Here is a 15302-nt window from a genome sequence, read left to right as displayed (position 1 = left end):
TCGGCCGGCCCGGGCTGACGCTTGGCATTCGTCGATCTTCGAATCGGCCGCATTGTTACCGACCGGTCACAATTGTGTTGCGATCGTAGTGACCAATCGGTAACATGTCAAGCAATCCATTTCGTCGTCGAGGGCAATATGTCCGGCATCGAGGCCGTCAAACCCGCGCCGCGCCGCGCGCGACGACCGATCGCGGGCGCGACCGCGCAAGAGCATCTGCTGCGCGCCGCCGAGGAGCTGTTTTATCGGGAAGGCGTGCGCGCGGTCGGCGTCGAGGCCGTCGTCGAGCTCGCGGGCGTCAACAAGATGAGCCTGTATCGGCAGTTCTCGTCGAAGGACGACCTGATCCTCGCGTATCTGGATCGGATGGATGCGTGCTTCTTCGAGCGCTTCGACGCGAGCGTCGCGAAGCATCCGGGCGATCCGAAGGCGCAGCTGACCCAGTATTTCGTCGATCTCGCCGAGCGCGCGACGCAGAAGGACTATCGCGGCTGCCCGTTCGTGAACGTCGCGACGGAGTTTCCGGACGCGTCGCACCCGGCGCGCGAGCGCGTCGCGCAGAACAAGGCGCGGCTGATGGCACGGCTCGTCGAGCTCGCCCATGGCGCCCACGCGCGAGATCCACAGATGCTCGCCGATTCGCTCGCGCTCGTGATCGAAGGCATCTACGCGGCGAGCCAGACTTACCGGCACGGCGCGACGCCGATCGGCACCGCGCCGGCGCTCGTCCGGCAGCTCGTCGACGCGGCCTGCGCGTGAAGCGGCGGCCGCGCGCTCGCCGCCTTTCGTCTTTCCTCCCCCAATTTTTCCGCATTCGCTCCGCCATGTCCGACACGCCCCCCGCCTCGCACGACGACATCCTCGCCACCACCCGGCACTGGCTCGCGCGCGCGGTGATCGGGCTCAATCTGTGCCCGTTCGCGAAGAGCGTCTACGTGAAGGATCAGGTGCGCTACGCGATCAGCGACGCGACAACGCTCGAAGATGCGCTCGCCGCTCTCGAAGCCGAGCTACGGCTGCTCAACGCCGCCGATCCGCAGCGGATCGACACGACGCTGCTGATTCTGCCGAACGCGCTCGCGGATTTTCTCGATTACAACGACGCGCTGTTCTTTGCGGACGGGCTCGTGCGGCAGCTCGGGCTCGAAGGCGTGCTGCAGATCGCGAGCTTCCATCCGCGGTACCAGTTCGACGGCACGGCGCCCGACGACATCGAGAACTATACGAACCGGGCGCCGTATCCGATCCTGCATCTGCTGCGCGAGGACAGCATCGCGCGCGCGGTCGATGCGTTCCCGGACGCGTCCGACATCTATGAGCGGAATCAGGACACGCTGCGCCGCCTCGGGCACGACGGCTTTCGTGAGTGGATGAATCGTCCGGGTGACGAAGTATAGGTGCGGCCGGCTAGGTGCAGCCGGCTAGATACGGCCGGCTAGATACGGCCGGCCAGGCATAGCCGATCAGGCCGGCCGGCGCGCGCCCCGAGCCGTCAATCGGCGACCGGCGCAGCCGGCGCATCGGCCGCCTGCGCACCGCCCGGCACGAAGAACCGCTCGTGCAGTTCCGCGAGCCCGAACATCGCGAGGATTTCGTTCAGCCGCTCGCTCGGCCGTGCGCGCGGCAGATTCTTGTACTGCGCGACGATCAGCTCGTTCTTCATCGAATGCTCCCAGCCGACGAGCTCGGTCACGCTGACCTGATAGCCGTGCGCCTCGAGCTGCAGGCAGCGCAGCACGTTCGTGATCTGGCTGCCGAACTCGCGCGTGTGCAGCGGATGCCGCCACACCTCGGTCAGCGCGCTCGCGAGCGATTTGCCCTTGTTCCGGCGCAGCACGCCCGCGACCTCCGCCTGGCAGCACGGCACGAGCACGATATGGCGCGCGCGCTTCGCGAGCGCGAAGCGGATCGCATCGTCGGTCGCGGTGTCGCACGCATGAAGCGCGGTGACGACGTCGACCGTCTCCGGCAGCGTCGGCGACGTGATCGAATCGGCGACCGACAGGTTCAGGAATGACATCCCGGCGAAGCCGAGACGCGCGGCGAGCCCGGCCGAGCGCGCGACGAGTTCCTCGCGCGTCTCGATCCCGTAGATATGCGAAGTAGCCGACGGCTGCTGCTTGAAGAACAGGTCATACAGGATGAAGCCGAGATACGACTTGCCCGCGCCGTGATCGACGAGCGTCACGCCGCCCTGCTCCGCGTGCACGCTCGCGAGCAGCGGCTCGATGAACTGATACAGGTGGTAGACCTGCTTCAGCTTGCGGCGGCTGTCCTGGTTCATCTTGCCGTCGCGCGTGAGGATGTGCAGCTCCTTCAGCAGCTCGAGCGACTGTTCGGGGCGGATTTCGTAGGTCTTGGTCGACATCGTGAGGCGCCGCCGGGCCGCGCGCGGTCGATGCGCGCGGCCCCGCGACGAAAAAACGTGGGAATGGCGCCAGTTTACCGAAACGCGCGGTCAGCCGCGCGCCCCGAGCCGCCACAGCGACGTCACTTCGGCGCGCCGCGCCTGGTGCAGCGGATCGGTCGCGTCGGACGCCTTCGGATGCGCGGGCCGGATGTCGTCGCGGCCGAGCACGACGAGGCCCGCATCGTCGATCAGCTTCAGCAGCGCGTCGCGCGTGCGCAGCCCGAGATGCTCGGCGAAATCGGACAGGATCAGCCAGCCCTCGCCGCCCGGCGCCAGATGCGCGGCGAGCCCCGCGAGGAAGCCGCGCAGCATCCGGCTGTCGGGATCGTAGACCGCGTACTCGATCGGCGAACTCGGCCGCGCCGGCACCCACGGTGGATTGCAGACGACGAGCGGCGCGCGGCCGTCCGGAAACAGATCGGCGTCGACGACGTCGACCTGCGCCGCGTAACCGAGCCGCTCGAGGTTCTCTCGCGCACACGCGAGCGCGCGCGGATCCTGGTCGGTCGCGACGACGCGCTTCACGCCGCGCGACGCGAGCACCGCCGCGAGCACGCCGGTGCCGGTGCCGACGTCGAACGCGAGCGAGTCGACCGTGCCGAGCGTTCCGGCAGGCAATGGCGCGCGCGCGACGAGCTCGATGTATTCGCCGCGCACCGGCGAGAACACGCCGTAATGCGGATGGATCGACGCGCCGCCGAGTGCCGGGATCGGCACACCCTTCTTGCGCCATTCGTGCGCGCCGACGAGCCCGAGCAGCTCGCGCAGCGACACGACCGACGCTTCGCCGCCCGGGCCGTACGCCTCTTCGCACGCGGCGCGCACGTCGGGCGCGCGGCGCAGCGCAATCGCGTAATCGGCGTCGAGCGGAATCAGCAGCATGCCGAGCGTGCGCGCGCGCTGCGACTGCGCGAGGCGGTGCAGGTTGAACGCGTCGACGCCGGATGCGTCCTTCGATTTCTTCGGCCGGCGGTCGACGCGGCGCGCGAGCGCCTGCACGAGCTGGCGCGCGTTCTGGAAATCGCCCTGCCAGACGAGCGCGGTGCCCTCGCTCGCGAGGCGATACGCGGTGTCGGCGCTGATCCGGTCGTCGGCGGGCACCGCGCGCTTCGGCGGCGCGACGCCGGCTTCGGAGCGCCAGCGCACCGCATGATCGGCGCCGGCGGCGTCGGTCCAGTGGAAAACGGGGAAGTCGGTCACGCGAGCCCTGAACGGTTGACGGAGAACGCGGCACACGCGCCGCGCGGACGACACCTTACCGCGCTTTGAGCGGCGCGGCAAAGCGGGGCGTCGGCGCATGGCGCGGGCCGAACGGCGCCGCGCACGATCTTCAACCGGGGAGACGAGGAAATAAGGAGAAGGCGGGAGACGGGGCGCCGCGCCGCCCGAAGGCGGCCCGGCGCAACGGCGTCACTGCTGTTGCGGCGAGTGCTGCTGCGTGGCCGGGCACGCGGGGTCCGTGCCCCAGTGGCCGTCGCACACGCGCCAGCGGCACAGCTGATCCTCGAAGAAACCGCGCGTCCCGCAATCCTTCACGCGCGCAGCGAGGGTCGTGCCGGCGGCCTTCGCCGATACCGGCACCGCGCGGCTCTTCGCATCGGCCGGCCGGGTGCGCGCGACGAGCGCTTCGAGCAGGTCCGCATCCGGATCGTCCTTCGCGCCCGGCTGCCGCGCGCTCGCGTCATGACGCTTCTTCGCCTGCGCGAGCTCGAGCTGCTGCGTCCGGTGCTTGCGGGCCGCGTCGGCCTTCGCGCGGGCGGCGTCGGCTTTCGTCTCCGCCTTGCCGCGCGCGGCGAGCTTCGTGCCGCCCTTCGCCGTCTCGGCCTTCGCAACCGCGGCCGGCGCGGCTGCGGCAGGTGCGGCTGCGGCAGGTGCGGCTGCGGCGGGCGCCGAGCCCGGCTCGTCGACCGCGCCGCTCGCGAGTGCGCGCGACAGGCGATTCTCGTCCGCGCCCGATGCGCCGGCGGCCTTCGCCGCGCTCTCGTCGTTGACGATCGTCGCCGGTTGCGGCGCGGACGCCGCGGACGCCGCATTCTGCGCGACCTGCACGGCACCTCCGCTCACGGCGCCGGCCTTCGCGGCCGGCTGCGCGGACGCGGCGGCGACCGCCGCCGGATGCTCGTCCGCCTGCTGTTGCCACTGCCACACGCCCCAGCCGCCGGCGGCGACCGCGACGAGCGCGATCACGGCCGCAAGCGGCGCCTTCGACCGGCGCGGCGCTTCCGCGGGTGGCGTTACGCGCCCTTCGAGATTGGCGAGAATTCGCGCGGGTTGCGCACCGCCTGCCTGCTGTTTGACGTCGGACAACAGGCTTGGCGGAGTTTTCGAATTTGAATTTTCCGGCGCACTCATTCAGCTCTCATTGAATCCTGGTTTAATTCGCCGCGATAATATAGCCCGGCCCGCGAGCAGGCCTGATTCTAAGAGTAAGCATTGCAAAACACAATCGATTCCATATTCCGAGGTTTTCCTTGATTGCCGTTGCACTCGTCGCCTATTTCGCCGTCGCGGTCGCGGCAGCCGCGATGCTGCTATTACCGGGCGTGCGCGCAACGGTAATGGAGTCCGCCGCCCGGTTTCACGGCCGCCTTACGCGCCGCGCATCGAATCGCGCCGCGCGCACGCGCAGTCAGATTGTTAAATCGGCAACATTTTCCAGAAATGCGATAAGCGACGCGCAAGATTTACTGATCAGGCGACGCTTGCTGATTATGGTCTCCGCGGGTATTCTTGCGACGCCTCCATTGGTCGCGATTGCATTGCGCGGCAGGCAATTATTTCAATACGACGACACGGCCCGCGTGCCTGACGAGAAAATCGCCGCCCTGCTGCAGGGCGAGCAGCTCGTGCCGCCCGCGCCGCTGCCGCCGGAAGTCTTTGCCACCCGGGAAGTCGAGCAGGTGCGGCCCGCGCTGAAGGACGCGAGCCGCGACTGGAATCTGCTCGATCCGGATTTCCGCACGCGCCTGCTGCTCGTCTACAAGATCATGCATGAGCAGTACGGTTATGACATGGCGCTTCTGGAAGGTTATCGAAGCCCGGAACGGCAAAACCGTCTCGCGCAAATGGGCGGCAGCGTCACCAATGCGGCGGCGTTCCAGAGCTACCACCAATACGGGCTGGCGGCCGACAACGCGTTTTTGCGCGACGGCAAGCTGGTCATTAGCGAAAAAGATCCTTGGGCCATGCGGGGTTATCAGCTGTACGGGCAAGTCGCGGAACAGGTCGGGCTGACCTGGGGCGGCCGCTGGAAATTGAGAGACCTCGGTCACGTCGAATATCACAAACCCGGTTTCAAACTGGGACGTGGCGCAACCCCGACGGCCGAACAGTAAATAATGCAATGAGGGCGGCATGGGACTGACGAATATCCCGGCAGAAAACGACATCGGCAACGCATTCCGGCGCGGCGTATCCCCGCCGGGCGCTTTCACGCCGCGCGCATTTTCGGCCGGCCGGGCGCGTTTTAAATCTCACGACAGCCTTTCATTATTGCCATTGCGCGCGCCGCATTCGACGTCGCGGGCGCATTGATGCGCTCGCCGCTTTTCACCCGCTTGACGGCTCGACTGACCGCACGCCGACACATCGCGGCGTCACGCTTGCCGCTCGACGCGCACGCGCCGCTCCAACGACATCGCACCGGAACCTGACCGTCCTATGCAACGCCTCCTCAACGTGCTGACCCAGCCCCGCACGCTCTCGATCGTCGGGATCGTCGCGCTCGCGGCGATCCTCTTCATCGCGGCCGATGCGCTGCAGTTACCGTTCATCTGGGCCGTCGTCGCGTTCGCGGCGGTCCTCGTGCTGTGGCTCGGCGCCGCGCTGCTGCGGCGCTGGCACGTGAAGCGCGCGAACCGCCAGCTCGGCGAGGTGCTCGAGGAGCAGGCCGAGACCGGCAAGGTCGCGCCGGCCGCCGTGGCCGCCACTGTGCCCGCCGGCTCGACGAAGTCCGCCGACCTCGACCAGCTCCGCACGCGGCTCACCGATGCGGTGAAGACGATCAAGACGTCGAAGATCGGCCAGGTATCCGGCGGCTCCGCGCTGTACGAGCTGCCGTGGTACATCGTGATCGGCAACCCGGCGGCCGGCAAGAGCAGCGCGGTGCTCAATTCCGGCCTGCAGTTCCCGTTCGCGGAAAAGAACAACGCGGTGGTGCACGGGATCGGCGGCACGCGCAACTGCGACTGGTTCTTCACGACCGAGGGGATTCTGCTCGACACCGCCGGCCGCTACTCGGTGCACGAGGAGGACCGCTCCGAATGGCTCGGCTTCCTCGGCCTGCTGAAGCGCTACCGTCCGAAGGCGCCGATCAACGGGATCGTCGTGATCGCGAGCATCGCCGAGCTGACCGGCAACCGCCCCGAGTTCGCGATCAATCTCGCGAAGAACCTGCGCCAGCGCGTGCAGGAGCTCACCGAAAAGCTCGAGGTGTTCGCGCCCGTCTACGTGATGTTCACGAAGGCCGACCTGATCACCGGCTTCACCGAATTCTTCAGCAGCAGCGACAAGCACGAATACGACCGCGTGTGGGGCGCGACGCTGCCGTACGAGCCCGACGAGAAGCGCGACGTCGTCGCGCTGTTCGACGAGCGCTTCGAGGAGCTCTACGAAGGCCTGAAGGAAATCAGCGTCGCGCAGCTTTCGCTGTCGCGCGGCAACCTGCTGTCGCCGGGGCAGCTCAGCTTCCCGCTCGAGTTCTCGACGATCAAGCCCACGCTGCGCGCGTTCCTCGCGACGCTGTTCGAGACCAACCCGTTCCAGCACAAGCCGATCTTCCGCGGCTTCTACTTCACGAGCGCGCTGCAGGAAGGCGAGACGAACAGCACGGCCGCGCAGCGCATCGCGCACCGCTTCGGGCTGAACGCGAACGATCTGCCGAAGCCGGCGAGCACGTTCTCGAAGAACGGCTTCTTCCTGCGCGACCTGTTCTCGAAGGTGATCTTCGCGGATCGCCAGACCGTGCGCCAGTTCGCGAGCCCGACGAAGACGCGGCTGCGCTACGCGACGTTCTTCGGCTTCGTCGCCGCGCTCGCGCTCGCGCTCGGCGGCTGGACCTGGTCGACGATCGGCAACCAGCAGCTCGTGTCGAACGTGCAGGCCGACCTCGACAACATCACGCGCCTCGAGCAGAACCGCAACGATCTGCAGTCGCGGCTGCAGGCGATGGACATCCTGGAAGACCGCATCGAGCAGCTCGAGCAGTTCCGGCGCGACAAGCCGCTGTCCGTGTCGCTCGGGCTCTACCAGGGCAACCGCCTCGAGCAGCATCTGCTGACCGAGTACTACAACGGCGTGCGCCAGATCATGCTGGCCCCGGTCGCGGACAACCTCGCGTCGTTCCTGAAGGACGTGAACGCGCATCCGGACCAGCTCGCGCCGATGACGCACGCGCCCGAATCCGGCGCCGTGCAAGCGGGCGCCGCGCAGGCCGACGCCGCGCAGGCGGGCACGATCCCGGTCTCGACGAACGCCGCGCCGGGCGCGGCCGGCACGGTGGCCACGGCGGGCTCGCCGATCGCGGCGGCCGCCGCCGCGGCGCCGCAGGGCGGGCTCTACAGCGACGCGTCGCCGACCAACGTCCAGGATGCATACAACGCGCTGAAGACCTACCTGATGCTGTCCGACAAGCGACATGTCGAGCAGGCGCACCTGACCGACCAGATCGCGCGCTTCTGGCGTGGCTGGCTCGAGACGAATCGCGGCAACATGCCGCGCGACGAGATGATCAAGAGCGCCGAGCGGATGATCACGTTCTATCTGTCGCGCGTGTCGGACAACGACTGGCCGATGATCGACGCGAACCTCGCGCTCGTCGACCAGACCCGCGAGAACCTGCGCCACGTCGTGCGCGGGATGCCGGCGCGCCAGCGCGTCTATGAAGAGATCAAGGCGCGCGCGTCGACGCGCTTCGCGCCGATGACGGTCGCGCGCATCGTCGGCGACGGCAACGCGAGCCTGATCGCCGGCAGCTACGCGATTCCGGGCACGTTCACGCGCGACGCGTGGTTCCAGTACGTGCAGCCCGCGATCCGCGATGCCGCGACGAAGGAGCTGCAGGCGAAGGACTGGGTGCTGAACACGTCGACGCAGGACGACCTGACGCTCGAGGGCAGCCCCGAGCAGATCCAGAAGACGCTCGTCGCGATGTACAAGACCGACTACGCGCAGCACTGGCAGAAGTTCATGCAGGGCATCACCGTGCAAGGCTTCACGAGCTTCGGGCAGGCGGTCGACGGGATGAACCGCCTCGGCGATCCGCAGGATTCGCCGATCCGCAAAGTGCTCGAGACCGCGTACGACCAGACGTCGTGGGACAACCCGTCGCTCGCGAGCCAGACGCTGCAGAAGGCGCAGTCGGGGATCGTGAGCTGGGTCAAGGGCTGGTTCTCGCGCTCGCCGGCGGGCCAGGCCGCGAACATCGACATCAACGGCAATCCGGCGCCCGACGCGCCGATGGGCCCGATCGGCCAGGAGTTCGTCGGCCTCGCGCGGATCGTGTCGAAGCACGACGGCGGATCGCTGCTCAACGGCTACATGGATTCGCTGTCGAAGGTCCGCACGCGCTTCAACACGATCAAGAACCAGGGCGATCCGGGCCCCGGCGCGCGCCAGCTGATGCAGCAGACGCTCGACGGCAACGGCTCCGAGCTCGCCGATTCGCTCAAGTTCGTCGACGAGCAGATGCTGACCGGCCTCACCGATTCGCAACGCAAGGCGCTGCGCCCGCTGCTCGTGCGGCCGCTGATGCAGGCGTTCGCAGTCGTGATCCAGCCGGCGAGCGCCGAGGTGAACAAGGTGTGGAACGCGCAGGTCTACCAGCCGTTCCAGACGTCGCTCGCGAACAAGTATCCGTTCTCGCAGAGCGCGAAGGTCGAGGCCGGCGCGAGCGAGATCGCGCAGACGTTCGGCCCGGACGGCTCGATCGCGAAGTTCGTCGGCACGACGCTCGGGCCGCTCGCGGTGCGCCGCGGCGACACGCTGTCGGCCCGCACGTGGGGCGACATGGGCCTCGCGCTGACGCCGGACTTCACCGGCAGCTTCGGCCGCTGGGTCGCGCCGCTGTCGGGCGGCGCGGCGGCGGGCAGCGCGGGCGGCGGTGCGTCCGAGCCGCAGACCGTGTTCCAGATCCTGCCGCAGCCGAGCACCGGCACGACCGAGTACACGATCGCGATCGACGGCCAGCAACTGCGCTACCGCAACACGCCGCCGCAGTGGGCGAACTTCGTGTGGCCGAACCCGCAGGGCGCGCCGGGCGCGACGCTGACGGCGACGACCTTCGACGGCCGCACGCTCCAGCTCGTCAACGAGCCGGGCCGCTACGGCCTCGAGAAGCTGATCAACTCGGCGAAGCGCACGCGCCGCCCGGACGGCACGTTCGACCTGACGTGGACGCAGGGCAGCGTGAACGTGTCGGTGACGATGCGCATCGTCAGCACGTCGCAGCCGACGACCGCGAGCGGCAACGCGCCGCAGCAGCAGGGTCTGCTCGGGACGACGCTGCCGTCGTCGGTCGCCGACGTGAGCGCGGGCGCGGCGGCGGTCAACGCAACCGCCGCCCAGCCGGGCGCGGCCGCCGTCGCGGCCAACACCGCATCGAACGCACAGGGGATGCAATGACGCAAACGGTTCAGGCGCAAATCGCCTACTTCGGCAAGATTCCGTCGCGCGGCGACTTCGTGAAGAGCGCGCACAACCCGCAGCTACTGCAGACGCTCGACCGCTGGATCGCGCAGGCGCTCGAGCTGCTCGCCGAGGATCCGCGCTGGAAGATCGTCTACGAGGACGCGCGGCCAATGCACTTCGCGTTCCTCGGCTCGCGCAGCCGGCTCGCGATCGCCGGCCACATGGTGGCGAGCCGCGACGTGTCGCAGCGGCGCTTCCCGTTCCTCGCGGCGACCGCGCTCGAAGTCGAGCGCCCGCTCGCGTTCCTCGCGCGCAGCCCGCTCGCGTTCGCGCGGCTGTGGGGGCGCGTCGCCACGCAGATGCCGCCGCTGCTCGGCGAGACCGAGCCGCCCGGCGCGCTGCAGGCGCTCGGCGACACGCAGGTGCCGATCGACATCGGCGGCCCCGGCAACTCGCACGACGGCACGTTCGCCGATTTCGTCGAGCACCAGTCGCTGTACGGCCTCGAGCAGATGCTGCTCGCGAGCGGACATCCGGTGCGGCTCAAGGGCGCGATGCTCGCGCTCGGCTCGCTGCTGCGCCCGGTGATGCAGAGCGGCTCGTCGCACATCGAGCGCGGCCTCACGCTGCCGCTGCCGGTCGACCCGTTCTATCGCAGCCTCGTCGCCGCGTTCTGGCTCGAGCTGATCGCGCCGTTCGTCGCGCAGGCCGATTTCGAGCTCGCGATCTTCATCGGCGCGATCGCCGAACGCGAGCGGCTCATCATCGGCTTCAACGGCGCGTCGGCGAAGACGCTCCTGAGCGTCGTCGATCCGCAGACCTACGCCGCTCACAACATCGACATCGACGATCCGGAGTGGATCGACGCACATGCGCAAAACGATCATGGGATCAGCAAGCTCGTCAGCTACCTCGACCAACCGCAACTGTCGCTGCGCGTCGCGATCGACGCGTTCCGCGAAGCGTTCATCGGAGGCTGAGGCGATGCGTCGGGATTCGGATTTCGTGCGCCGGGCGGTGGCGGCCGCGCTCTTTGCCGCCGGCGTCGCCGCGTGCGGCGCGAGCTTTGCGGACAACGGCGGCGGCGCGACGGTGATGCCGGTCGACAACGGCGGCGCGACGATGCGCGCGGCGGCGCTGCCGGCTTCGGTCGGCACGTCGGCCGCGCCGGGTGCCGCCGTGCAGGGCACCGCGCGCGCCGCCGCGACGGACGTGCCGGCGCCCGCGAACGCGACGCCGGGACAGGTCGTCGCCGGCGGCAAGGTGCCCGACGAGGCGACCAAGGCCGCGGTGCTGCAGAAGCTGCGCGACACGTACGGCGCGACGAACGTGGTCGACCAGATCGAGGTCGGCGACGTCGCGACGCCGCCGAACTGGAGCACGAACGTGCAGAAGCTGATCGGGCCTTCGCTGAAGCAGATCAGCAAGGGGCAGTTGAAGATCGACGGCACGCAGATCGACATGAAGGGCGAAGTCGGCAACGAAGCGCAGCGTCAGCAGATCGCGAGCGACATGGCGAATGCGCTGAACCCGACCTATACGATTCGCAATGGGCTGCGGGTGTCGGCTTCGGAACAGGGGCTGCTCGACCAGACGCTCGCGAATCGCACGATCGAGTTCGAGACCGGGAGCGCGACGCTGGCGCCGCAGGGGAAGCTGATTCTCGATCAGATGGCGGCCGTGCTCGTGAAGATGCCGAACCGGACCGTCGACATCATCGGGCATACCGACAACTCGGGGAACCGGGCGTCGAACATCGCACTGAGCCAGGCGCGCGCGGATGCGGTGAAGGGGTATCTCGTGACGAAGGGGATCACGCCGCAGCAGATGACCACGACGGGCGTCGGGCCGGATCAGCCGATCGCGTCGAACGATACGACGGATGGCAGAGCGAGGAATCGGAGGATCGAGTTTCGGGTGGGGCAGTGAGGGGGCTTTACCGCGATCCCTGTCGCTTTCTTGAGCATCACGTTGCCCTGATTTAGACCTCGATATACGACACCGACTGCGACGCCACGAGTTTCGGTGGCGGTGAGCACTGGCAGATGCAAAGATCGTCGCTCAATGCGGCCTCGCGCCCATCGGGGCCGGTGCTCGAAATCCGGGCGCCGGCGCATTGGATCTTGCCCGTCGTTTTGCAGACTGGGCACCACACCGGGTCATGCTCGTACGCCTGCTCGCTGGCCCCGATGTGGTCGCTGCGATCACCGGCCCGCACGAGGCCGCCGGCTGTCGTCGTGTCACCCTTCACGATGTCATAGCGTCGCATGTCGTCCTCGCTTACACCGCGCCCGGCCGCAAGCGCAGGCTGTTCAGCAGCGTATCCCACGTTTGCAGCGCGCCCGCTTCATCGACGGGCGATGTTGCCTCCTCGGGCTTCAAATCGGGACTGCTCGCGCCGAGCACCATTTGAATGGCTGTATGTGGCTTCGCCAATGTGCTTGGGTCGCCCGGCGCGAGCAGATAGAAGCGATACGACGTGATCTCGCCTTCTTTCAGTGCGAACAGCACTTCCTCGGCGTCCATCCCGGCCACCGTGCGCTTGCCCTGCCGCAATATGCGGTAGCTGCCGCTCGACACTCGGTCCAGTTGCGCGCGCAGCTCGGGCAAGGTCTTGGTCAGCGGTGCTTTCTGGTCCGCGTCGACCGCATCGCGCATGTGGATCACCAGCAGCGCCGGCCGACCCGGCATCAGCGCAAAGGACTGACTAACCTCCTCGGTAGAAGTTGACGAGCCAGTGGCAATTCCTCCGTCGAAGCAGAATCCCGATTCGGTCGGCACCGACCAGTTGTCGCGTGCTTTGATCCGGCGATAGATGCCGTTATAAATATCTTCGACCTGACCAATTGCCGCCGATCCAATGCCGCCAGTTGTATGGAAGAGAGTATTGTTTTCGTAAATATATCCTTCCGTATCAAATGGTAATTTGACAGTTTTTGCCACGCCACTCTGATACACAAGGACTCTTGAGGTTTTTGTCGGGGAAAACGCTTTCTCAAGCCAAGCATGCCCCGTTTTTTCTTCCAAATTTACAGGATTAAAACGTTGTTTGGTACGATATTCTTTTTCCAGTCCATCAACCTTCGCTTGATAGACGGCAGGCGGTACGTTGTACTGTGTCTCCAGCTTCTCCCCTTGGAATTCATATCGCTGATTCGTGATTTCGCTCGCCGCAGGTCGATCGAACACGAAGCGGCCAATACACCACGGGCGCGACTTGGACAACAAAGGGTTCGTCATGGTAGGTTCCCCGGAAAACGTTATCGAACAAGCACCCACGCCTGCCACTAGAAACAGCAATCGGCCAATTCGTGTCAGCATTTCGGCTCCGGTGCATCCTGTGCAATTTGCACGATACTGTAGAGTAACGCCCAGCGTACCCATGGATGGTTATAGCTTTCCTGATGCACGTAGCCTCCTTGGTCAAACACCATTTGCACGCCTGGGGCTGCACCGCCATTGGCGCCACGCGCGGGCGCTTCGGCCGACCAGACTGGCACGGTGCTATCGCCTGGCACAATACCGTTCTTGTCAGGATCGGGGGCATCGCTACCAGGCGGTAGTATTGGCGTTTTCTGAACCTCGAATTCGATGCTAGTGTTGCGCGCGTCCAAGTGCACGCGCAGCGTCCCAGTATGCGTATCACCGTGCTTGTCGCTCAAAAACCGCGCGGCGCGCAGTTCTTCCTCCGTTACGTCCGCTGGCACGTTCCCCTTCCAGACTACCGTGCCCCACGCCAAAAGATCAGCCAGCTTCTTGCCTTTCTCGATCGTCGGTTTGCCGTGGCTGTCGCCCGACGTGGTTATCCCTCTGGGTTTCAAATCCCTACCCCCATAGGCAATATATGTTTTATCATGGTATGTATTTTTTATTTTACTTTGATTAAATACCACATTCTTCATTGTTTCCGCAAAATTATCAAACACCGTCTTCTTTCGCGGCATTTTATCCAGGCGATCCTTCACAATTCCGGCCGGATCGAGCAACGAAGCCGACTGCTCGGGTACTAACCCATACCACTTCGGATTAATATAAAGTTCGTTGTATACATCGCCTTGCTGCGGCAACTTCAGAACCGGTTGACCATTGAGCCGCGCAAAGATCCACCATGCCTCGCCGTTGTGGTAATCCGGCATCGGCAGCAATTCCAGCGTCCCCGGCGCATTCGCCGCTACCGCCACGAACTCACCCGCATCTCTCCCGAGCAGGGCTCCATTGACGAAACCGTTCAACCCGCCCTCGCTACCGCCGCCGGTACGGAACCGCTTCGCCGCGATCGGCGCGCCCGTGGCCGGCAAGACGTTATGAAACACCCCGTGCAATAGACCCGCTGCCCCGTGCATCGCGATCGCCATGCGCGCGACCAATCCACCCATCGAGTGCGTAAGGATGATCGCCTTGCCGCTATCGTTCTCCGCGATGATCTCCTTGATCCCCATCAATCGCATCGACTTGCCGGTTTTCTTATCCTCGAAATCCGCGCCCTCGATCACTTGTTGCGCCGACTTTTCATTCGATTGAAGCCAGTTGTATCCGATCGCATACACCCTGTACTGGTATTTCATGAAGTGCTGGAATACCTCCGAATCTTTCGTGAACGCCTGCCCCCGGCCTTGCGCACCAGCGTCGATCGCCCCATAGTCGGACGGCTCGGTGCCCAACACCGGCTTGAGCGTCCACTTCACGCCGTCGGGATCGGATTCGATCCACTTCCCCTTGGGCTCCCCCAGGTGCATCGGCTCGTTCAGTTGCTCCTGCAACCATGCCAGAACGGGTTGGTAGCTCGACCGGTACACAGAGCCCCAGCCCCGCCGACGCGCTTCCGCCTCGTCGACGTACTGGTCTTTCGTGGCGTCCTTGTCATGCTTGCCGGCACTGACCGGCCCGAAAGGCGTCACCACAGCCACTGTTGGGTCGAACTGCTTTTCTCGCGTGGACGCTCCCTTAAACCACATGCCAAGCAGCGTTGGCAGTGCACCCAGATCCCCCAACATGCCGTCCGTGTTCGGCGCGAAAAACATCTCGTCACCGGTTTCCGTATTCACCAACGGCGAACCCATCACTCCAGGTAAAAAAATGACCGGAATGATCGGACGCACGTCGCACAACAGTTCCTTGCGCCGCGTGTCGCTCGCCGGCGTCAACGTGAATGTCCCATAGGACGATCCGTCCGCATGCGTGCGTCCGGTCTGCCGTACGACCGCCTGTTCGGCATCGTCATCGAACGGTGAACTGCTTTGATGATCCGTCTGGTTATCACTCATCG

13 protein-coding genes are annotated in these 15302 nt (G+C 66.1%); 7 read left to right on the top strand and 6 right to left on the bottom strand.

The features are described from left to right. Positions 1–138: 138 nt before the first annotated feature. Both HZI36_RS13415 and HZI36_RS13410 read left to right on the top strand, forming a co-directional pair. Positions 139–759 carry a TetR/AcrR family transcriptional regulator gene (locus HZI36_RS13415; RefSeq protein WP_179403128.1) on the top strand — a complete coding sequence of 207 codons (621 nt, stop codon included), beginning with the start codon at positions 139–141 and terminating at the stop codon, positions 757–759. A gap of 65 nt (positions 760–824) precedes the next feature. Further along, positions 825–1397, top strand: a complete 573-nt coding sequence (locus tag HZI36_RS13410) for a DUF1415 domain-containing protein (protein WP_179403127.1) — start codon at positions 825–827, stop codon at positions 1395–1397. 95 nt (positions 1398–1492) lie between these two features. Here the strand turns inward: HZI36_RS13410 and HZI36_RS13405 are convergent, their stop codons facing one another. From HZI36_RS13405 to HZI36_RS13395, 3 genes are all read right to left on the bottom strand, one after another. After that, positions 1493–2368: a class I SAM-dependent methyltransferase gene (locus HZI36_RS13405; protein ID WP_179403126.1), complete on the bottom strand. Its 876-nt coding sequence runs from the start codon at positions 2366–2368 to the stop codon at positions 1493–1495. Positions 2369–2458: 90 nt separating this feature from the next. Then, positions 2459–3610, bottom strand: coding sequence for a methyltransferase (locus tag HZI36_RS13400; protein ID WP_179403125.1), 1152 nt, complete (start codon positions 3608–3610; stop codon positions 2459–2461). Between the two features lie 210 nt (positions 3611–3820). Next, a complete protein-coding gene (locus tag HZI36_RS13395; RefSeq protein ID WP_179403124.1) occupies positions 3821–4762 on the bottom strand; it encodes a phage tail protein in 942 nt (313 codons plus the stop codon). Positions 4763–4881: 119 nt separating this feature from the next. Here HZI36_RS13395 and HZI36_RS13390 point away from each other — a divergent pair, with 119 nt between their 5' ends. The 5 genes from HZI36_RS13390 (at position 4882) to HZI36_RS13370 (ending at position 11965) form a co-directional block, all read left to right on the top strand. Next, complete coding sequence (locus HZI36_RS13390; RefSeq protein ID WP_179403123.1) at positions 4882–5745, top strand: M15 family metallopeptidase; 864 nt, start codon at positions 4882–4884, stop codon at positions 5743–5745. Between the two features lie 19 nt (positions 5746–5764). Then, the gene (locus tag HZI36_RS13385) at positions 5765–5944 is read left to right on the top strand and encodes a hypothetical protein (RefSeq protein ID WP_179403122.1); all 180 of its coding nucleotides are present in this window, start codon (positions 5765–5767) and stop codon (positions 5942–5944) included. A gap of 126 nt (positions 5945–6070) precedes the next feature. Further along, complete coding sequence (gene tssM / locus HZI36_RS13380; RefSeq protein ID WP_179403121.1) at positions 6071–10030, top strand: type VI secretion system membrane subunit TssM; 3960 nt, start codon at positions 6071–6073, stop codon at positions 10028–10030. Further along, the gene (gene tagF / locus HZI36_RS13375) at positions 10027–11016 is read left to right on the top strand and encodes a type VI secretion system-associated protein TagF (protein ID WP_179403120.1); all 990 of its coding nucleotides are present in this window, start codon (positions 10027–10029) and stop codon (positions 11014–11016) included. Before tssM ends, tagF begins: the two co-directional genes overlap by 4 nt. Positions 11017–11020: 4 nt before the next feature. Beyond that, a complete protein-coding gene (locus tag HZI36_RS13370) occupies positions 11021–11965 on the top strand; it encodes an OmpA family protein (RefSeq protein WP_179403119.1) in 945 nt (314 codons plus the stop codon). Between the two features lie 52 nt (positions 11966–12017). Here HZI36_RS13370 and HZI36_RS13365 read toward each other — a convergent pair whose 3' ends face one another. The 3 genes from HZI36_RS13365 to HZI36_RS13355 form a co-directional block, all read right to left on the bottom strand. Beyond that, positions 12018–12305, bottom strand: a complete 288-nt coding sequence (locus HZI36_RS13365; protein WP_179403118.1) for a PAAR domain-containing protein — start codon at positions 12303–12305, stop codon at positions 12018–12020. An 11-nt stretch (positions 12306–12316) separates the two neighbouring features. Next, a complete protein-coding gene (locus tag HZI36_RS13360) occupies positions 12317–13276 on the bottom strand; it encodes a T6SS immunity protein Tli4 family protein (RefSeq protein WP_179403117.1) in 960 nt (319 codons plus the stop codon). Positions 13277–13350: 74 nt separating this feature from the next. Beyond that, positions 13351–15300 carry an alpha/beta hydrolase gene (locus HZI36_RS13355; RefSeq protein WP_179403116.1) on the bottom strand — a complete coding sequence of 650 codons (1950 nt, stop codon included), beginning with the start codon at positions 15298–15300 and terminating at the stop codon, positions 13351–13353. Positions 15301–15302: the final 2 nt, after the last annotated feature.

Origin of the sequence: Burkholderia guangdongensis, assembly GCF_013403875.1 — a bacterium.
GTDB classification, from domain to species: domain Bacteria; phylum Pseudomonadota; class Gammaproteobacteria; order Burkholderiales; family Burkholderiaceae; genus Burkholderia; species Burkholderia guangdongensis.
Note: the sequence above shows the minus strand (reverse complement) of the source record. Positions and strands in the feature narration are given on the sequence as shown.